The following is a 17695-nucleotide window of genomic DNA, read 5'->3' as shown; positions in this document are numbered from 1 at the left end:
CATGAAACGCGCCCCTCGCAGCCGTCAACGCCATGATTTATATGCGAAATATCACGATTACGACAGCGAAATCAGCGACTTACTTGGAGAATGTGGGCTAGAATGGCGAACCCTTTATCCATTCGGTTGCCATTGCTTCATAACTCGGTGGGTTGACCAGTTGGACAGATGTTTGGAAACCCACGACCTTTCCAGTATTCAAACAGAGTCGGCGGTAGGCCCGAATCCTTTAGTGCTTCAACGGTGTGATCGGAGGGCAAAATTTCTACTGATTCACCGCTTTCGGCGTCAAAGTCGGGAACGCTGCTTCTATTCTTTGTCTCGGTTAGTTCTTAAAAAATTGTATCAGCCTTTGGTTCATCGGAAGCCAGGGCTATGTTATCACGCCATGTGCCTTCCTATATCGATCTTCCATTCCTTTAACTTTCTCGCTGATTGCTAACATTTTTTCCTCAATGCGGCTCTGCATTTTCGGATCGTATGCAATTTCGTTATCTGCAGCTGTGCCGAGGAACGTCATGAAATCTGGGAAGGAAACACGCACCTCCTGATTTCCGGAATAGGTCCAGAACTCAATGTATCCATACTGACCCTCACGTCCGCCGAGATCTTCGCTTAGGTTCACGGGAAATGAGCAACTCGCTCCTTCGATGCTGAAGCCGCACCCTTGAGCAAAAGAGTCGAGCGCATCTAGAAAGTCTCTTTCCCTAAGGGAGTTAAAAAAAGATTGGATGGGGTACATCGAGTCGGGAAGTTCAATTCTATTTCTCATTGTCAATTTACCTCTGGGAAAAAGGATGAAACCACGCCATTGTCAGAATACCCTCTGATGGTTACCCCATCCAGTGTTCTCCCCACCCACTCGCGAGGCATTACACCGCCATTGGCCTGCAGCGCCGAATTTGCAGCTTCTCTTCCCATCTTAAGATATTCTGAGTCGCTTAGAAGATTGCTGTTATAGATGGTCTTGGTGTATGTCATTGATTTCATATGGCCGGTAGGGTTGCCTTGTGCATCAAGGGCCGGCAACTGATACTTGACTTCCTGGACGCCCGATAGGCTTGGATGGGCGTCCGATCTACAACGCCGCCGCCCTCATCAGCCAACGCCCGGTCAAATTCAGCTTTATCATGGGCTCCACCGATCCCTCTCTTTCGAGGAACGGAAAGCTCGCGTTGCTTGATATGATCCGCGATATCGTTTCGCATTTGCACGTTTTTCCGTATAATCCTAATATCCCAGCCATTCATGCCCAGCGTGTTCGGATCGATCTTGAACTCCAGCTGCATCACTTTTTTTGACGCGGGTGCACAATCCGGTCGCTGGCGCTGTGCGCGATGGCCTAAATCGGGCGGGGCAGCCCGTCTTTAATCCGCTTCAATGCCGCGATGGTGCTTTCAATTTTTTTCAGCATACGAGGACAAATCACTAACTCTTTGGCACCGGCGGCGGCCTTGCTCATCTTGGCGCTCAGCGTGTCGGTCCCGGCCTCAAATTTGTCGACGATCCCGGTGGCAAAGTTCTTCAGCGCCTCGACGATGGTCTACATGTGCTCTGCGAGGCCCTCGACCTTCAGCCAACCCTTGCAGGGTTGGCTTGCATTGTCGATCAATCGGCCAAAGCTATAGGCGCTGGGCCGGCTGCGGGCGCAAATGGCTTCCGGGGGGATGCTTATCTTTGGCTATTTCCCCTCGGGGGCACGGGTTATGACAAGCTTTCCCCGATGGCCCGCAAGGCTCAAAAGCTCTGCGCCCTCATCTGATGACCCACCGGCGCATTTGATCCGGGCCCCATATGGGGCCCGGCTTTTCGTTTATCCGCCTATTCCGCCGCGCGCTTGGGCAGGACCCAGTTCGGGCGCGGGAAGTGGCAGGTATAGCCGTTCGGGATCCGCTCGAGATAGTCCTGATGCTCGGGCTCGGCCTGCCAGAAATCGCCGGCGGGTTTGACCTCGGTCACGACCTTGCCCGGCCACAGGCCCGAGGCATCGACATCGGCGATCGTGTCCAGCGCGGTCTGATGCTGCGCCTCGGAGGTGTAATAGATCCCCGAGCGATAGCTGGCGCCGCGATCATTGCCCTGACGGTCGCGGGTGGTCGGATCGTGGATCTGGAAGAAAAATTCCAGCAGATCGCGATAGCTGATGCGGGCCGGATCGAACAGGATCTCGATCCCTTCGGCATGGCTGCCATGGTTGCGATAGGTGGCATTGGCCACATCGCCCCCGGTATAGCCCACCCGCGTCGCGGTGATGCCCGGCAACCTGCGGATCAGATCCTGCATGCCCCAGAAACAGCCCCCGGCCAGAACGGCACGTTCGGTCATCACTTGTCCTCCACCTGATCCAGATAATCGCCATAGCCTTCGGCCGCCATCTCGGCCACCGGCACGAAACGCAGGCTGGCCGAGTTGATGCAGTAACGCAGCCCGCCCATATCCCTTGGTCCATCCGGGAAGACATGGCCCAGATGGCTGTCGCCATGGGTGGACCGGACCTCGGTGCGGATCATGCCATGGCTGGTATCGCGCAATTCGGCCACATTCGCCGCGACGATGGGTTTCGAAAAGGCCGGCCAGCCGCAGCCCGAATTGAACTTGGCCGACGAGGCAAAGAGCGGCTCGCCCGAAACGATATCGACATAGATGCCCGGCTCGAAATGTTCGTCATATTCGCCGGTAAAGGCGCGCTCGGTCCCGTTCTGCTGGGTGACGCGGTATTGTTCGGGCGTCAGGCGGGAAATGGCGTCGTCGGATTTCGAATAAGTCATGGCGTCCCCCTATGTGTTCGCTGCCGGATATGTAGGCAGTAAAAGGGCGGAATCAATTCATCCCCAAGGGCATTTCCGATGCCCCGCAAGGCCGCCGGTCGGTCAGCCGGCGGCGCGGGGCGCGGGCCGGTTGGCCTCAAGCTCGGCCATCAGCGCCTCGATCCGGCGCTTGCGGTCCTGGGCCTCGGCGATCAGCGCGGTGATCGTGTCGCGCTTTTTCGCCAGCATGGCCAGCGCATCGGTGCAGGACACGATATGCTCGCCGACGCCGGTCTCGACCTCGGAAATCTCGCGCAGGGTAAAGCCAAGATGCTGTGCCTGTTCGATGAAACGCAGCAGCGCGATCAGATCGGCGGGATAGTTTCGATACCCATTCGCGCCCCGCTCAGCTGCGGGAATGATGCCTTCGCGCTCATAAAAGCGGATGCGAGAGGTGCTGACGCCGGCGGCTTTCGCGATTTCTCCGATTTTCATGGTACAGGCCCTTGACCTTAAACATGGGTTCAAACCCTATATAGGCCGCGAACCGAACTCAAGGATCGCAAAAATGTTTGATCAGACATATGACGCGCGGCTGTTTCAGCCCCTGACCCTGCCCAGCGGACAGGTCATCCCCAACCGCATCGCCAAGGCCGCGATGGAGGAAAACATGGCCGATGCCCGGCATCTGCCGGGGGCCGCGCTGCTGGGTCTTTATCGTCAATGGGGGGCGGGCGGTGCGGGGATGATCCTGACCGGGAATGTCATGGTCGCGGCCGATGCGGTGACCGGGCCGGGCGGCGTGGTGCTGGACGACCGCCAGCCGCTCGCCCCATTCGTTGCCTGGGCGCAGGCGGGTAGGGCGCATGGCACGCGGATGTGGATGCAGATCAACCACCCGGGCCGACAGGTCTATGCCAAGACCAACCCCGAAGCCATCGCCCCCTCGGCCGTGCCGGTCGAGATGGGCAGATATTCCAAGCTCTTCACCCCGCCGCGTGCGATGACCCAAGACGACATCCGGCGCGTCATCGACCAGTTCGCGACGACCGCCGAACTGGCGGAACGGGCCGGTTTCGACGGGGTCGAGATCCACGCGGCCCATGGCTATCTTCTGAGCCAGTTTCTGTCGCCGCTGACCAACCGGCGCGGGGATGACTGGGGCGGATCGCTGGAAAACCGTGCCCGCATCCTGATCGAGATCCTGCGTGCCGTGCGGGCGCGGGTCAGTCCCGGCTTTGGCGTGGGGGTCAAGCTGAACTCGGCCGATTTCCAGAAGGGCGGCTTTGATGCAGAGGATGCGGTGGCGGTGGTGCGCTTGCTGAACCTTGAGGCGGTCGATCTGGTCGAAATCTCGGGCGGCAGCTATGAAAGCCCCGCCATGCATGGCCGCCCGCAACAGCCGGCCAGGCGCGCCAGCACCCGCGCGCGCGAGGCCTATTTCCTTGATTTCGCGCGCGACATCGTGGCGGTGGCCGCGATGCCGATCATGGTCACAGGCGGCATCCGCAGCCGTGCCACCGCCGAGGGCGCGCTGACCCCCGAGGATGGGCGCGCGGGCGTCGCCATGGTGGGCATTGCACAGGCGCTGGCCTATGCTCCGGACCTGCCCAACCGCTGGAAACAGCGCGAAGAGGTGATCGAGGTGCCAAGGGTCGATTGGAAAAGCGGTCTGGCAAGCCTGGCCACCATGGCGATGACCAAGCTGCAATTGCAGCGCATGGGCCGGGGCCGGAACCCCAGCTTTCGCCTGTGGGCGCCCTGGGTGCTGATCCGCGATCAGCTGCGCACCCGCCGGCTGAACCGTGCCTATCGAGGCTGGCTGCACACCCGTGGCAAGGGCTGAAGGTTCCGTGTCTGTTGCGGGATCAGGGTGATCGGCGCGGATCAGCAGAGCTGGCGGAAACGGGCGACGATGGTGTCCAGCACCTCGGCCGGGTCGCGTTTCCACCAGTTTTCGGCGGAAAAGACCTCGACCTCGCAGGGGCCGCGATAGCCGCCATCATCCTCGACCGCGCGGCGGATGGCGCGCAGATCGGCGACCCCGTCGCCCACCATGCCGCGATCCAGCAGCATGTGGCGGGTGTTTTCCAACCAGTCGCAGAGGTGATAGCCCAGCACCCGCCCGCGCGCGGCCCGCAGCGCCTCGGGCAGGGTGCGGTCCCACCAGACGTGATAGACATCGACGGCGATGCCGACATTCGGCGCGCCGACCAGATCGCAGACGCGCAAGGCGTCGGCGACGGTAAACAGGCAAGTCCGATTGCCGCCGAACATCGGGTTCAGCGGCTCGAGCGCCAGCGAGACCCCCGCCGCCGCGGCCAAGGGCGCGGCGGCTGCCACATGCTCGGCCAGACGGTTCTGGGTTTCGATGACGCCTTTCGTGCCTGGCTCGGTGCCGCCGGTGACGATGGTCAGCACCGGCGCGCCAAGCGATGCCGCCATCTCGATCGAGGCGGCCAGATCGCCCGCCAGATCGGCGGGAACCTCGCTGCCGACCAGATAGGGGGTGCGGCAGAGGCCAACCACCGACATGCCGCTGGCCCGCACCCGGTTGCCCAACTCGACCGCGCGATTGCCGATCTCGCGCCGCCAGAAGACGATGCCGCCATAGCCGCGTTCGGCGCAGGCATCGATCACCCGCTCGGGCGACCAACCAGCGCCTGCGCCGTCGAGGTTATGGCCAAGCGTTGCCGTGTTCAGGGCCAGCGCCGAATGGTCACGGGTGAAGTCGCGCATCCTACGCCCCGTAAAGCGCAAGCAGCTTCTTCATCCGGTCGGTGGCAAGCTCCGGGTCGGCCAGCAACCCGCAGCCATCGGCCAGCCGGAAGACCTCGGTGAAATAGGGCAGGGGGCGCATCGCCTGTGCGCCGTTCAGCATGATGAAATGGTCCTGAAACCCGTTCAGCCAGGCCAGAAACACCACGCCGGTCTTGTAATATTGCGTCGGCGCGCGAAAGATCAGCCGCGCCAGCGGCACGGTCGGGTCCAGCACCGCGCGGAAACCCGCAGCGTCGCCCTGGCCCAGCAGCGCGACCGCATGGGCGGCGGCAGGGGCCAGCGGGTCGAAGATGCCCAGCAGCGCGTGGCTAAAGCCCTGATCGTCGCCCGCGATCAGTTCGGGATAGTTGAAATCGTCGCCGGTATACATCTTGACGCCTTCGGGCAGGCGCCGGCGCATCAGCACTTCCTTGTCCTTGTCCAAGAGGCTGATCTTGATGCCGTCGACCTTGGAGCGGTTGCGGTGGATCACCTCGAGCGCGGTGTCCAGCGCGTCCTCGAACCGGGCCGCGCCCCAATAGCCGGCCAGTTGCGGGTCGAACATGTCGCCCAGCCAGTGCAGCACGACCGGATGGTCGCAGGCGGCCAGCACGCGGTCATAGACCTTGACGTAATCGGCGGGCGTTTTGGCGACGCGCGCCAGCGCCCTGCTGGCCATAAGGATGATGCGCGCGTCCAGCGCCTGGATCGCCTCGACCTGTTCCAGATAGGCGCGGATCACGTCGTCAAGGTCGCCCGCGTCAGCCGGGTTCAGATGATCGGTGCCGCAGCCATTGGCGACCAGCGCATCGGGCAGTTCGGCCCGCGTGCGCCGGATCAGTTCCAGCGCGCCGGCCCAGTCCAGCCCCATGCCGCGCTGTGCCGTGTCCATCGCCTCGGCAATGCCAAGGCCCAGACCGGCCAGATGGCGGCGAAAGGCCATGGTCTTGTCCCAGTCGATCGCCGCCCGGCCGCCGGGATCGCTGGCGGCAAAGGGATCGGCCACGACATGCGCCGCCGAATAGACCGTCCGCGCCGCATCGGCGGGCAGCTTGCCCGCGATAACCGGGGTGCCGCGCAGGGTGTAGTCCGACATGCGGCCTTGGGCGTCGGGCAGGGCGATCTTCATAAGCGGGCCTTTCAGAAGCGGGGCACCAGCATCCCGGCATCGGCCGAGATTGCCTGCCCGGTGGTATAGGGCAGCCGGCCCGAGGCCAGCGTGGCGATGATCGCGCCCACCTCTTCGGGCTGGCCGACACGCGGCAAAAGCGTCAGCCCCTCTTCGGCGCGTTTGCGATAGATCTCGATCACCGGGGCGGTCATGTCGGTGGCGATCAGGCCGGGCTGCACATCATAGACGGCGATGTTTTCGGCCCCCAGCCGGACGGCCAGCGTCTTTGACACCATCGCGGCGGCGGCCTTGCTGGCGCAATATTCGGCGCGCTGGACGGCGACGGCGACGGCATTGGACGAGGTGACGTTGACGATGGAATGGAACAGCGCGGCCGGGCGTTCGCGCGCCAAAAGCCGCCGGGCAAAGGCCTGTGACAGGAAGAACATGGCCTTGCTGTTGACCGCGATGCAGCGGTCCCAGCTGGCTTCGCTGACGTCGAGGATGTCGCCGCGCTGCAAGACGCCGACGCCTGCATTGTTGACCAGCGTCGTCAGCGGGCCAAGCTCGGCCTCGATCCGGGCAAGCTGGGCGTCATGGCCGGCAATGTCGGTGACATCGAAGGGCGCGGCGATGACCCGCGAGCCAAGGGCGGCGATCCGGTCCACGGCGCGCGCCAATTCGTCATCGGCGGCGGGGCCGTTGACGGCGATGGCAAAGCCCTCGCGGGCAAGGGCCTCGGCAACGGCAAGGCCGATCCCGCGCGACGATCCGGTGACAAGCGCGACCTGGCTCATGCGTTGGCCCCATGTTTCATCAACTCGCGCGCGATGATCATGCGCTGGATCTGGTTCGTGCCCTCATAGATCTGGCAGATCTTGGCATCGCGGTAGAGCCGCTCAACCTCAAATCCTCGGATATAGCCGGATCCGCCAAAGACCTGCACCGCATCGGCCGTGCGCGCCACCGCCATGTCGCCGGCAAAGCATTTCGCCATTGAACAGGCCTTGGTCGCATTCACCCCGGCATCCAGCTTGCTGGCCGCCGAATGAACCAGCAGTCGCGCCGCCTCGATATCCTTGGCCATGTCGGCCAAAAGCCATTGCACGCCCTGAAATTCAAAGATCTCTTTGCCGAACTGCTTGCGCGTGCCGGCATAGTCCACCGCCGCCTCCAGCCCGGCCTGGCCGATGCCCACGGCCAGTGCGCCGATACCGACCCGGCCCTTGTCCAGTACGCTCATCATCATGTGGAAACCGCGTCCCTGCTGGCCCAGCAGCGCGTCGGGGCCAAGCCTGACATCGGTGAAGTTTAACGCGCCGACCTGGCTGGCGCGCTGGCCCATCTTGTGTTCCTTGGGGCCGCGTTCGACCCCCGCCGCATGCAGGTCGACGATGAAAATCGACATGCCGCGATTGCCGGCATCCTTGTCGGTGCGCGCCAGCACAAAGCCCAGATCGGCCACCGGCGCATTATGGATCCAGATCTTGCCGCCGTTCAGCACCCAGCCGTCGCCATCGCGCGTTGCCGTGGTGCGGATGCCCGACACATCGGTCCCGGCCTCGGGCTCGGTGATGCAATAGGCGACCTTTGTCGTCATGCCCAAAACCTGTGGCAGCAGCTTGCGCTGTGCCTCGGTGCCATGCCGCACCAGCAGGGATGAAATCAGCTCGACCAGACCGCATTGATCGGCGATGCTGGCATAGCCGCGCGACAGTTCCTCCATCACCACGGCATAGGTCAGCGTGTCAAAGCCGGGGCCACCCATCTCTTCGGGGACGGCGATGCCGAACAGGCCCAGCTTGGCCATCTGGTCATAAATCTCGGCCGGGAAGCGTTCCTCGCGATCCAGCGCTTCGGCGGCGGGGCGAATGACTTCGTCCGAAAACGCGCGCGCCATGTCGCGAACCTGCAGTTGCATCTCGGTCAGATACATGTTTCCTGATCCATTTAGTAACTGTTTAGTTACATAATGGGCGACAAAGATGCTGGTCAAGACGATTCGCGGTCGGGCGGTACTTTTCCTTGTAATGGCTGGTCCGTTTTGCCACTAATACACCATTCGGTTACTTGTGGAGGGGCGGAATGCAACCGGGAAATCTGCGGAAATTCGGGCGTGTTGACCTGTGGGTGACGCCCTTTGCCTTTGGCACCGCGCCGCTTGGCAATATCTTTGCGGAAATCGACGAGGCGACATCGGACGCGATGTTCCAGCACGCCTGGGATGCGGGCGTGCGCTTTTATGACACCGCGCCGATGTATGGGCATGGCCTGTCGGAACTGCGCACCGGCCAGTCTCTGCGCTGGAAGCGGCGGGGCGATTATGTGCTGTCGTCAAAGGTCGGGCGGCGGCTGCATCCGGCCCGGCGCGAGAGCATCGATTTCGCCCCTTGGGTGAATGCCGCGCCCTTCACCATGGAATTCGACTATAGCTATGACGGCACCATGCGGTCCTTTGAGGACAGCTTGCAGCGGCTGGCGCTAGAGCGGCTGGATATCGTCTTTATCCATGACATCGACGTGTTCACCCGTGGCAAGGACCAGCCCGAGGTGTTCCGTCATGCGATGGACGGCTGCTATCGCGCGCTGGCGCGGTTGCGCGACGAAAAGGTGGTGACGGCGATCGGCGTCGGCGTGAACGAATGGCAGGTCTGCCACGAGGCGCTGAAACAGCGCGATTTCGACTGCTTCCTGCTGGCCGGCCGCTATACCCTGCTGGAACAAGAGGCGCTGGACGCCTTTCTGCCGCTCTGCGAGGAACGCGGGGCGGCGGTGCTGGTCGGAGGTGGCTTCAACTCGGGCATCCTGGCCACCGGCGCGAAGCCGGGCGCCAAGTATAACTATGCCCCGGCCCCGGCGGCGATCATGGACAAGGTCAGCAAGATCGAGGCGGTCTGTGCCGAATTCAACGTGCCCCTGCCCGCCGCCGCGCTGCAATTCGTGGTTGCCCATCCGGCGGTCCCGTCCTTCTGCGCAGGCACGCGGACGGTGGCCCAGCTTGACCAGAACCTCGCCTGGTTCAGCCATCCGATCCCGGCCGAGTTCTGGGCCGCGCTGAAGTCGCGCGGGCTGCTGCGCGAGGATGCGCCGGTGCCAGTGTGACTGGGCGTCGCCTGCCGCCGGGCAGCCATGGTTACGGCGATATTCGGGTCGCCGATTACATTGAGACCGACAGCCGCGAGATCACCCCCGCGCTGATCGACGATTTTGCCGAGATGACCGGCGATCGCTTTGCCATCCACATGTCGGACGAAGCCGCGCGGGCGATGGGGTTTCCATGCCGGGTCGCGCATGGGCTGTTGGTGCTGTCGGTGATCGACGGGTTGAAGAACAACACCCCGGCGCAGTTCCGCGCGCTGGCCTCGCTTGGCTGGGACTGGGCCTTTTCCGCCCCGGTGCTGGCCGGCGACAGCGTGCAGGCGCTGTTCATCGTCGAGGCGATGCGCCCGACCAGCGACGGCAAGCGCGGCATCCTGACCCTTGCGGTCGAGGTGCGCAATCAGCGCGGCGAGATCGTGCAGCGGGGGCACAACCGGCTGATGGTCTGGCGCTAGGCGTCTGCCGGGCGGGGGCTATTCGCCCCTGCCGGGAAAGCGCGGCGGCCGCTTTTCGCGAAACGCCGCCAGCCCCTCGGCCAGATCGGGCGAGGCTGCGGCGATAGTGCCCGCCAGCGCCTCGATCACCCGTTCGCGTTCCTCGCCCTCGGCGGCATTGACCATCATCTTGGTCAACTCGGTGGCGCGGGGCGAGCGTTTGCGCAGACGTTCGATGACGCGGTCGGCGGCGGGCGCGCCCTCGCCCGTCGGCACCACCTGATCCACCAGCCCAAGGCGCAGCGCCTCGTCAGCGTCAAAAACCTCGCCCATCAGCGCCATCCGCCGGACGACCTGCGCGCCAAAGCGGCGCACGGCGCGCTGTGTGCCGGACCAGCCGGCGATAATGCCCAGACCGGCCTCGGGCTGGCCGATCTTTACATGCGTCTCGGCGATGCGCAGGTCGGCGCAGGAGGCCAGTTCCAGCCCGCCGCCAAGGCAATGCCCGTTCAGCACCGCGACGACCGGCTGGCTCAGCCGCGCCAGCGCGTCAAAGGCGGCATGCCCGTCGCGGACCCAGTGACGTCCGAAATCCTCGGGCGAGCAGCTGGACCATGCGGCGATGTCGCCGCCGGCGCTGAAGGACTTGCCGCCCTCGCCGGTCAGGATCACCACAAAGGCGTCCGACCGCTCGATCCGGCGGCACAGCGGGATCAGCGCATCGACCATCTCGGCATCGAGCGCATTCAGCTTGTCCGCGCGCCGGATCGTCAGCCGCGCCACGCCATCGGCGATGGCCAGATCCAGCCGCGGGTCGGTCACAGCGCCATTCCCATCGGCTCGGGCTGGAACAGCCGCGCGTCCATCACCTTCAACTCGGGCGAGACCAGCAGCGGCGTCGCAGCCTGATCCAGAACGTCGCGTTGCAGATCAAGGCCGGGGGCGATTTCGGTGACCATCAGCCCGTCCTCGACCAGCCGCAGCACGCAGCGCTCGGTCACATAGGTGATGTCCTGCCCCTGCGCCCGCGCGCGACGGCCAGAGAAGCTGACCTGATCGACCTTGGGCACGATCTTGGCGATCTTGCCTTCCTTGTCGATGACCAGCCGGCCGTCCTCGATATGCATCTTGGCGCCGGCGTTGAAATTGCCCGAAAACACGATCTTGCGCGCCCGCGCGGTGATATCGACAAATCCGCCTGCGCCCGCCGTGCGATGCGGCGTGGCCGACAGGCGGCTGACATTGACCGAACCTTCGGCGTCGATTTCCAGGAATGACAGCAGCGAACAGTCGAAGCCGCCGGCCTGGAAATAGATGAACTGATGCGGGCTGGCGACGAAGGCCTCGGCATTCGAGGCGCAGCCGAATTTGAAATCGAGCAGGGGCACACCGCCCACGGCGCCCTGTTCGATCACCCAGGTGACCTTGCCGTGCTGGCTTTCCTCCAGAAGGATGCGCGGCACATTGGCCGAGATGCCAAAGCCGATATTCACCGCCCAGCCCGGACGCATCTCTTGCGCCACGCGGCGGGCGATGACCTTGCCGACGTTGAATTCCGGCGTGCGGAAGGTGCCGAGCGGCCGGAACAGCTCGCCCGAGATCGCCGGGTCATAGGGGGTCGCGGTGGTCTGCAACTGCTCGGGCGCCTCGACGATCACATCGACAAGGATGCCGGGGACGCGCACGTCATGGGGTTTCAGCGTGCCCTGCGCCGCGACCCGCCGCACCTGCGCGATGATGATGCCGCCGCAATTGCGCGCCGCCAGCGCCATTTCCATCGCGCCCAGGGTGGCGCCTTCCTGTTCAAAGGTCAGGTTGCCGTTTTCATCGGCGGTGCTGGCGCGGATGATCGCCACATCGGGGCGCAGCGCGGGGAAATGCAGCCAGCTATCGCCGTCAAAGTCCACCCGGCGCACCAGCGGCGCCTTGCGCGCGCTGGCATTCATCGCGCAGCCGTCCTGATCGGGATCGACAAAGGTTTCCATCCCCACCTTGGTCAGGACGCCCGGCCGCTGCGCCGCGCCTTCGCGCAGCATGTCGAAGACGATGCCCGAGGGCACGTTCCAGGCCGCCAGATCCTCGGCCAGGATGCGCTGCCAGATCAGCGGCGGTTCGGCATTGGTCGGCCCGGAGGGATAGGACCCGCCGATGATCCGGGCGATCATGCCCTTATGCGCGATGTGGTCCACGCCCTTGGTGCCGAACATGTCGCCCGCCGCGATGGGGTGGATGGTGGTCAGCCCCCTGGGCGCGCCCTCGGCCAGGAAACGCTCTCCCAGGGCTTTCAGAACCTCGTCCGGGCAAAGCAGCCCCGAGGACGAGTTCACGGCAACGGTTGCACCGTCTTTGACAAGGCGCGCCGCCTCGGCGGCTGACTTCACTTTCGACACGGCGCATTCCCTTCCGCGCTTGGCTATAAGTAACCAACTGGTTATAAGAATAGTGACGGTCGCAGCGCAAGATCAAGCATCATTTGCACCGGTTTTTCGGTGACCCGGCCGGGAAGCCGGGCAGGGGGGCTGATGAATATCGTTTTCGAAAAGAACCACCAGCGCGCGTTTGGAACCTTTCCGCTGAAGGGCGAGGTCTTGCGCGCGGCGATCGAGGCGGCGATTGCCGCCGGCTATCGCGCCTTTGACACGGCGCAGATGTATCAGAACGAGGCCGATACCGGCGCGGCGCTGGCCGGATGCGGCATCCCGCGCGATCAGCTCTGCATCACCACCAAGGTCGGCGTCGAGAATTTCACGCCCCAGACCTTCATGCCCTCGGTCGAGGCCTCACTGAAGGCGCTGCGCGTCGATCTGGTGGATGTCCTGCTTTTGCACTGGCCGGCGCCGGGCGGCGATATCGCGCCATCGCTGCGGCTGCTTGAGGAAGCCCAAGCAAGGGGGCTGACGCGGCATATCGGCTTGTCGAACTATACCGCCGCGATGATGCGTCAGGCCCGGTCCATCGTTTCCGTCCCGCTGGTCGAGAACCAGGTCGAGTTTCACCCGCTGCTCGATCAGTCGGTGCTGATGGCCGCCGCGACTGAAACCGGGATTCCGCTGTCCTCTTATTGCTCGGTCGCGCGGGGCGAGGTTTTCAAATATCCGCTGTTTGCCGAAATCGGCGCGGCCTATGGCAAGTCGGCGGCGCAGGTGGTGCTGCGCTGGATCCTGCAAAAGGGCGTGCCGATCAACACCATGTCCACCAAGCCCGAAAATATCCGCGCCAATTACGACGTGATGGATTTCATCCTGTCCGCGACCGACATGGCGCGGATCGATGCGCTGACCGCGACCGGCTATCGCATCATCGGCAAGAACCTGATCCCCTACGCCCCGGATTTCGACTGACGCGACAGGGGCGGCCCGGTCGGGACCGCCCCGATCCGCCGATCAGCGGTTGCCGCGGATCATGTCCGAGGCGCGCTCGGCGATCATGATCGTCGGCGCATTGGTGTTCGACCCGATCAGCGAGGGCATGACCGAACTGTCGCAGATGCGGATCCCGTCCAGCCCGCGGACCCGCAATTGCGGATCGACCACGGCCATCGCGTCGCTGCCCATCTTGCAGGTGCAGGTCGGGTGATAAGAGGTGCGGCCGTATTGGCGGGCATAGGCCTCATATTCGGCCTGGGTCCGCACGTTTTGGTCGGGGAAGCGGATGTCCTTGACGTATTTCTGTAGGGACGGTGCGCTGAAGATGTCGCGGCTGATCTTGACCCCCTCGACCGAGATGCGCAGGTCGTCGGGATGGCCGAGGAAATTCGGATCGACCACCGGCGTCGCCCGGGGATCGGCCGAACGCAGCGTGACCGAACCGCGCGCCTTGGGCCGCAAAGTATAGCTGTTTAGCGTGATCCCCGACGCGCCTTTCGGCACGCTTGGAACCCCGGCCTCGGCCCCGGCGCCACAGAGGAAATGGAATTGCAGGTCTGGCTGCGGCTGAGAGCCGGCGCCGTCCGCATACCAGAAGGCACCGCCCTCGACCACGTTCGAGGTCACCGGGCCGGTGTTGAACAGGAAATATTGCAGTCCCGCCCAGGCCGCCCAAAGCGGCTTGTTGTATTTGTCGAGCGAGTCGTGGCCCTTTAGCTCGGCCACGATGTCGATGCCGAAATGGTCCTGAAGGTTCTGGCCGACGCCCGGCAGGTCCTCGACCACGGTGATGCCGTGGCTTTGCAGATGCGCGGCGGGGCCGACGCCCGACAGCATCAGCAGCTTGGGGCTGCCGATGGCGCCCGAGGTGACGATGACCTCGGCTTCGGCGCGGGCGATGGTCACGCTATTGCCAAGCGCATATTCGACGCCCACGGCGCGCCGCCCCTCGAACACCACGCGCAGGACCTGCGCCCCGGTGATCACGGTCAGGTTGGTGCGGTTCAATGCCGGGCGCAGATAGGCCACGGCCGCCGAACAGCGCCGGTTGCCCCGGATCGTGGTCTGAAACAGCCCCGCGCCATCCTGCACGGCGCCGTTGAAATCGGCGCTATAGGGCATGCCGATTTCCTGACAGCTTTGCACGAAGGCGCGGCTGAGCGGGTTCGGATAGGCCGCGTTCGAGACGCCAAGCGGGCCATCGGTCCCGTGCCATTCGCCCGACAGGACGCTATTGCCTTCCGAGCGCAGGAAATACTTCTGGATATCCTTGAAACCCCAGCCCTCGGCACCCTCGCCCCCGGCCCAACGGTCGTAATCGGCGGGCACGCCACGGGTAAAGATCTCGGCGTTGATCGACGAGCCGCCGCCCAGCACGCGCGCCTGCGCATAGGGGATTTCGCGATTGTTGGCATGTTTCTGTGGCGCCGTCACCAGCCCCCAGGTCAGGGGGCCGGTGGTCATCTTGGCGAAGCCCACCGGCATGTGGATCAACGGATTGCTGTCCCTGCCGCCAGCCTCGATCAGACAGACGCGGGCGGCGGGGTCCTCGGACAGGCGCGCCGCAAGGGTGCAGCCGGCCGAGCCGCCGCCCACGATCACATAATCAAAGCCCTGTGCCATCTTATTTGATCCAGTGGTTGCGCTTGCCGATCTCGACATGCACGGATTTCACCTGCGTGTATTCCTCGACCCCATAGGTGCCGGCCTCGCGGCCCCAGCCCGATTGCTTGAAGCCGCCAAGCGGCATTTCGGGGCCGCCGGCCATGATGCAATTGACCCAGAACCGCCCCGCCCGGACCCGGCGCGAGACGGTCAGCGCGGTGTCGATGTTCTTTGACCAGACGCTGGCGGCAAGGCCGTAAACGGTGTCATTGGCCAGCGCAATCGCCTCGTCGGTGGTGTCAAAGCGGAACGAGGACAGGACCGGCCCGAAGATCTCGTCCCGGGCGATGGACATGTCGCGGGTCACGCCGGTGAAGAGCGTCGGCGTGATATAGCTGCCGCGTCCCAGATCGGCCGCCGCGCCGCCGGTCAGGATCTTGGCGCCCTCGGCCTTGCCCTTTTCGATATAGGACAGGATGGTCGCGTTTTGCGCATCGGTGGTGATCGCGCCGATCTGCGTCGCCTCGTCCAGCGGGTCGCCGACGACGATCTTTTGCATCTTCGCGACCACCAGCGCCTCGAATTCATCGGCCACGCGGCGATCCACGATCAACCGGCTGGACGAGACGCAGCACTGCCCGGTGTTGAAGCTGATCCCGAAGGCCGCGCCATCGGCCGCGTCTTCCAGATCGGCATCGGCAAAGACCACGATGGGGTTCTTGCCGCCCAGTTCCAACCCCAGTTTCTTGAAATTGCTGTCGGCGGCGGCATGAACGACCGAGCGGCCGACGCCGGTCGAGCCGGTAAAGGACAGCATATCCACATCCGGGTGCTCGGCCATGGCCTGACCGATGGTGCGGCCCGATCCGGTGACGACGTTATAGACGCCCTTGGGTAGCCCTGCCTCGGCCAGGATCTCGCCCAGGATCAGGGTGGTGGCGCTGGTCACCTCCGAGGGCTTGACCACCATGGTGCAGCCCGAGGCGAGGATGAAGGGCACCCGCTCGCACAGGATCAGGAAGGGGAAATTCCACGGCGTGATCAGGCCGACCACGCCGACCGGCTCGCGCAGGACCATGCCGAACAACCCGTCGCCAAGGCTGTTGAAGCTGTCGCCATGCAGCATCCGTGCGGCCCCGGCGCCGACCTCGAAACAGGCGATGCAATGGTCGATCTCGCCGCGCGCCTGCGCGATGGGCTTGCCGTTTTCCAGCACTTCCCAATAGGCGATTTCGTCGCGGCGCTGGCGCAGGATATCGGCCGCGCGCAACAGCACCCCCGCGCGGTCGGCGCCCGAGAGGCCGGCCCAGCTGCGATCCTCGAAGGCGCGGCGGGCGGCGGCCACGGCGGCGTTCAGGTCGTCGACGGTACAGACCGGGATGCGCGTCACCGGCACGCCATGGGCGGGCGAGATGCGTTCGTAAAGCGTGCGCGCACCCTGCCAGCCGCCATCCATCCAGAACCCGAATTCGCGCGGCGTCTCGGGAAGGCCGCTGATCGTCACCCGCTTGTCCATATCCTGCTTCCTCAAGATCATTGGTCGAAATTCGCATATTTAGTAACCATGCGGTTACTTTTCTGTCAATCGTCTGCACCTGCCCGAGCCGGCATGGTGGGCGGGGCGTGACGCCCCTACTTGACCGTGCGCAGCTTGGATCGGTCGATGGTCAGCGCGATGGCGGCGATCAGCACCAGCCCAAAGACCATCTGCTGCTGCGTCGCCTCGACGCCCAGATACAGCATGGATGCCCGGATCACCGCGACGATCATCGTGCCGATGGCGGTGTTCAGCACGCCGCCAACCCCCCCGGTCAGGGGCGTTCCCCCCACCAGCACCGCGACGATTGCCGGCAGAAGGAAACCGTTCGCAATCGCCGGGGCGCCGCCCGATAGCTTGATCGAGAACAGAAACCCCGCCATCGCCGCCAGCGCGCCGGAAATGGCAAAAGCCAGGATCTTGTAACGCGCCACGTTCACGCCCGAGGCGGCGGCTGCCATCTCGCCCGCGCCCACGGCCTTGAGCACCCGGCCAAGGGTCGTGCGCCGTTCGATGAACAGGCAGATCAGCAACAAGGCGACGGCGATGATCAGCTCGTTCGGGACGATTCCGACCTTGCCGATCATCCAGCCAAACAGGCGGTTGCGCTGTTCCGCATCCATGTTCAGGCCGCGATTGCCCGACAGCCATTGCGAGGCCGAGATACAGATCCCCCCCACCGCCAGCGTCGAGATGAACGAGGGCACGAAAAGCCTTGTCGTCACATAGCCCGACAAGGCGCCCAGCAGCAGGCCGACCAGAATGCACAGAAACAGCACACCAAAGCCAAGCGAGGCCAGATAGACGGTCGCGACCACGGTGATCAGGTTCGCCATCGACTGCGCCGACAGGTCGATCCCGCCGATATAGATCGCAAAGGTCAGCCCAAGCGCCATGATGAACAGGGGCACAATGTCGCCGATCAGCAAAAGCAGGCTTTGCGGTTTCAGAAAGCCCGGGTCGTAAAGGCCGACCCCGGCGACCAGCACCAGAAGCGTGATCCAGGGCAGATGCGGTTTCAGGCGTTGCAGGTTCAT

The 17695-nt window shown here is 64.1% G+C and carries 19 protein-coding genes; 4 read left to right on the top strand and 15 right to left on the bottom strand.

Annotated elements, in window-relative coordinates:
• Positions 1-373: 373 nt before the first annotated feature.
• The 6 genes from cdiI to ACFOMH_RS17355 all read right to left on the bottom strand — a co-directional run bounded on the left by cdiI (position 374) and on the right by ACFOMH_RS17355 (position 3242).
• Positions 374-742 (bottom strand): ribonuclease toxin immunity protein CdiI, encoded by a 369-nt coding sequence (gene cdiI, locus ACFOMH_RS17380; protein WP_377746091.1) that lies wholly within the window; start codon positions 740-742, stop codon positions 374-376.
• A 32-nt stretch (positions 743-774) separates the two neighbouring features.
• Complete coding sequence (locus tag ACFOMH_RS17375) at positions 775-981, bottom strand: hypothetical protein (protein WP_374427013.1); 207 nt, start codon at positions 979-981, stop codon at positions 775-777.
• A gap of 5 nt (positions 982-986) precedes the next feature.
• On the bottom strand, positions 987-1289 hold the full coding sequence (locus ACFOMH_RS17370; protein WP_377746090.1) for a hypothetical protein: 303 nt from the start codon (positions 1287-1289) through the stop codon (positions 987-989).
• Between the two features lie 532 nt (positions 1290-1821).
• The gene (msrA, locus tag ACFOMH_RS17365) at positions 1822-2325 is read right to left on the bottom strand and encodes a peptide-methionine (S)-S-oxide reductase MsrA (RefSeq protein ID WP_377746088.1); all 504 of its coding nucleotides are present in this window, start codon (positions 2323-2325) and stop codon (positions 1822-1824) included.
• On the bottom strand, positions 2325-2768 hold the full coding sequence (gene msrB, locus ACFOMH_RS17360) for a peptide-methionine (R)-S-oxide reductase MsrB (protein ID WP_377746087.1): 444 nt from the start codon (positions 2766-2768) through the stop codon (positions 2325-2327). Before msrB ends, msrA begins: the two co-directional genes overlap by 1 nt.
• A 102-nt stretch (positions 2769-2870) precedes the next feature.
• Positions 2871-3242 (bottom strand): MerR family transcriptional regulator, encoded by a 372-nt coding sequence (locus ACFOMH_RS17355; RefSeq protein WP_377746085.1) that lies wholly within the window; start codon positions 3240-3242, stop codon positions 2871-2873.
• A gap of 73 nt (positions 3243-3315) precedes the next feature.
• Here ACFOMH_RS17355 and ACFOMH_RS17350 point away from each other — a divergent pair, with 73 nt between their 5' ends.
• A complete protein-coding gene (locus ACFOMH_RS17350) occupies positions 3316-4593 on the top strand; it encodes an NADH:flavin oxidoreductase/NADH oxidase family protein (RefSeq protein WP_377746083.1) in 1278 nt (425 codons plus the stop codon).
• A gap of 41 nt (positions 4594-4634) precedes the next feature.
• Here the strand turns inward: ACFOMH_RS17350 and ACFOMH_RS17345 are convergent, their stop codons facing one another.
• From ACFOMH_RS17345 to ACFOMH_RS17330, 4 genes are read right to left on the bottom strand one after another with little or no spacing between them, the layout of a single operon-like run.
• Positions 4635-5486 carry a sugar phosphate isomerase/epimerase family protein gene (locus ACFOMH_RS17345; RefSeq protein WP_377746082.1) on the bottom strand — a complete coding sequence of 284 codons (852 nt, stop codon included), beginning with the start codon at positions 5484-5486 and terminating at the stop codon, positions 4635-4637.
• A 1-nt stretch (position 5487) separates the two neighbouring features.
• Entirely contained in the window at positions 5488-6636 is a 1149-nt protein-coding gene (locus ACFOMH_RS17340) for a dihydrodipicolinate synthase family protein (RefSeq protein ID WP_377746080.1), read from the bottom strand.
• A gap of 11 nt (positions 6637-6647) precedes the next feature.
• On the bottom strand, positions 6648-7415 hold the full coding sequence (locus ACFOMH_RS17335) for a 3-ketoacyl-ACP reductase (protein WP_377746079.1): 768 nt from the start codon (positions 7413-7415) through the stop codon (positions 6648-6650).
• Positions 7412-8554 (bottom strand): acyl-CoA dehydrogenase family protein, encoded by a 1143-nt coding sequence (locus ACFOMH_RS17330; RefSeq protein WP_374426988.1) that lies wholly within the window; start codon positions 8552-8554, stop codon positions 7412-7414. The genes ACFOMH_RS17335 and ACFOMH_RS17330 overlap by 4 nt, the downstream gene beginning before the upstream one ends.
• A 149-nt stretch (positions 8555-8703) precedes the next feature.
• On the opposite strand from ACFOMH_RS17330, the gene ACFOMH_RS17325 reads away from it, so the two are divergent.
• Together ACFOMH_RS17325 and ACFOMH_RS17320 are read left to right on the top strand one after the other, a co-directional pair.
• On the top strand, positions 8704-9720 hold the full coding sequence (locus ACFOMH_RS17325; protein WP_377746077.1) for an aldo/keto reductase: 1017 nt from the start codon (positions 8704-8706) through the stop codon (positions 9718-9720).
• Positions 9717-10172: a MaoC family dehydratase gene (locus ACFOMH_RS17320; protein ID WP_377746075.1), complete on the top strand. Its 456-nt coding sequence runs from the start codon at positions 9717-9719 to the stop codon at positions 10170-10172. The genes ACFOMH_RS17325 and ACFOMH_RS17320 overlap by 4 nt, the downstream gene beginning before the upstream one ends.
• Positions 10173-10190: 18 nt before the next feature.
• Here ACFOMH_RS17320 and ACFOMH_RS17315 read toward each other — a convergent pair whose 3' ends face one another.
• Together ACFOMH_RS17315 and ACFOMH_RS17310 are read right to left on the bottom strand one after the other, a co-directional pair.
• Positions 10191-10973, bottom strand: coding sequence for an enoyl-CoA hydratase/isomerase family protein (locus ACFOMH_RS17315; protein ID WP_377746074.1), 783 nt, complete (start codon positions 10971-10973; stop codon positions 10191-10193).
• Positions 10970-12541 carry an acyl CoA:acetate/3-ketoacid CoA transferase gene (locus ACFOMH_RS17310; RefSeq protein ID WP_377746072.1) on the bottom strand — a complete coding sequence of 524 codons (1572 nt, stop codon included), beginning with the start codon at positions 12539-12541 and terminating at the stop codon, positions 10970-10972. Before ACFOMH_RS17310 ends, ACFOMH_RS17315 begins: the two co-directional genes overlap by 4 nt.
• A gap of 132 nt (positions 12542-12673) precedes the next feature.
• Between ACFOMH_RS17310 and ACFOMH_RS17305 the strand changes: the two genes are divergently transcribed.
• On the top strand, positions 12674-13492 hold the full coding sequence (locus ACFOMH_RS17305; protein WP_377746071.1) for an aldo/keto reductase: 819 nt from the start codon (positions 12674-12676) through the stop codon (positions 13490-13492).
• A 42-nt stretch (positions 13493-13534) separates the two neighbouring features.
• On the opposite strand, the gene ACFOMH_RS17300 is transcribed toward ACFOMH_RS17305, so the two are convergent.
• From ACFOMH_RS17300 to ACFOMH_RS17290, 3 genes are all read right to left on the bottom strand, one after another.
• A complete protein-coding gene (locus tag ACFOMH_RS17300; RefSeq protein WP_377746069.1) occupies positions 13535-15139 on the bottom strand; it encodes a GMC family oxidoreductase in 1605 nt (534 codons plus the stop codon).
• 1 nt (position 15140) lies between these two features.
• The gene (locus ACFOMH_RS17295; RefSeq protein WP_377746068.1) at positions 15141-16652 is read right to left on the bottom strand and encodes an aldehyde dehydrogenase family protein; all 1512 of its coding nucleotides are present in this window, start codon (positions 16650-16652) and stop codon (positions 15141-15143) included.
• A 101-nt stretch (positions 16653-16753) separates the two neighbouring features.
• A complete protein-coding gene (locus ACFOMH_RS17290; protein ID WP_374426967.1) occupies positions 16754-17695 on the bottom strand; it encodes an ABC transporter permease in 942 nt (313 codons plus the stop codon).

This window comes from Paracoccus mangrovi, from assembly GCF_042648425.1.
Classification (GTDB): Bacteria; Pseudomonadota; Alphaproteobacteria; order Rhodobacterales; family Rhodobacteraceae; genus Paracoccus; species Paracoccus mangrovi.
Note: the sequence above shows the minus strand (reverse complement) of the source record. Positions and strands in the feature narration are given on the sequence as shown.

What these genes read in the sequence shown, in the direction of transcription:
- msrB (WP_377746087.1), bottom strand. Translation starts at nt 2,768, where the DNA reads ATGACTTATTCGAAATCCGACGACGCCATTTCCCGCCTGACGCCCGAA.
- ACFOMH_RS17290 (WP_374426967.1), bottom strand. Translation starts at nt 17,695, where the DNA reads ATGAACCTGCAACGCCTGAAACCGCATCTGCCCTGGATCACGCTTCTG.
- ACFOMH_RS17355 (WP_377746085.1), bottom strand. Translation starts at nt 3,242, where the DNA reads ATGAAAATCGGAGAAATCGCGAAAGCCGCCGGCGTCAGCACCTCTCGC.
- ACFOMH_RS17305 (WP_377746071.1), top strand. Translation starts at nt 12,674, where the DNA reads ATGAATATCGTTTTCGAAAAGAACCACCAGCGCGCGTTTGGAACCTTT.
- cdiI (WP_377746091.1), bottom strand. Translation starts at nt 742, where the DNA reads ATGTACCCCATCCAATCTTTTTTTAACTCCCTTAGGGAAAGAGACTTT.
- ACFOMH_RS17370 (WP_377746090.1), bottom strand. Translation starts at nt 1,289, where the DNA reads ATGCAGCTGGAGTTCAAGATCGATCCGAACACGCTGGGCATGAATGGC.
- ACFOMH_RS17340 (WP_377746080.1), bottom strand. Translation starts at nt 6,636, where the DNA reads ATGAAGATCGCCCTGCCCGACGCCCAAGGCCGCATGTCGGACTACACC.
- ACFOMH_RS17335 (WP_377746079.1), bottom strand. Translation starts at nt 7,415, where the DNA reads ATGAGCCAGGTCGCGCTTGTCACCGGATCGTCGCGCGGGATCGGCCTT.
- ACFOMH_RS17330 (WP_374426988.1), bottom strand. Translation starts at nt 8,554, where the DNA reads ATGTATCTGACCGAGATGCAACTGCAGGTTCGCGACATGGCGCGCGCG.
- ACFOMH_RS17345 (WP_377746082.1), bottom strand. Translation starts at nt 5,486, where the DNA reads ATGCGCGACTTCACCCGTGACCATTCGGCGCTGGCCCTGAACACGGCA.
- ACFOMH_RS17300 (WP_377746069.1), bottom strand. Translation starts at nt 15,139, where the DNA reads ATGGCACAGGGCTTTGATTATGTGATCGTGGGCGGCGGCTCGGCCGGC.
- ACFOMH_RS17375 (WP_374427013.1), bottom strand. Translation starts at nt 981, where the DNA reads ATGACATACACCAAGACCATCTATAACAGCAATCTTCTAAGCGACTCA.
- ACFOMH_RS17325 (WP_377746077.1), top strand. Translation starts at nt 8,704, where the DNA reads ATGCAACCGGGAAATCTGCGGAAATTCGGGCGTGTTGACCTGTGGGTG.
- msrA (WP_377746088.1), bottom strand. Translation starts at nt 2,325, where the DNA reads ATGACCGAACGTGCCGTTCTGGCCGGGGGCTGTTTCTGGGGCATGCAG.
- ACFOMH_RS17350 (WP_377746083.1), top strand. Translation starts at nt 3,316, where the DNA reads ATGTTTGATCAGACATATGACGCGCGGCTGTTTCAGCCCCTGACCCTG.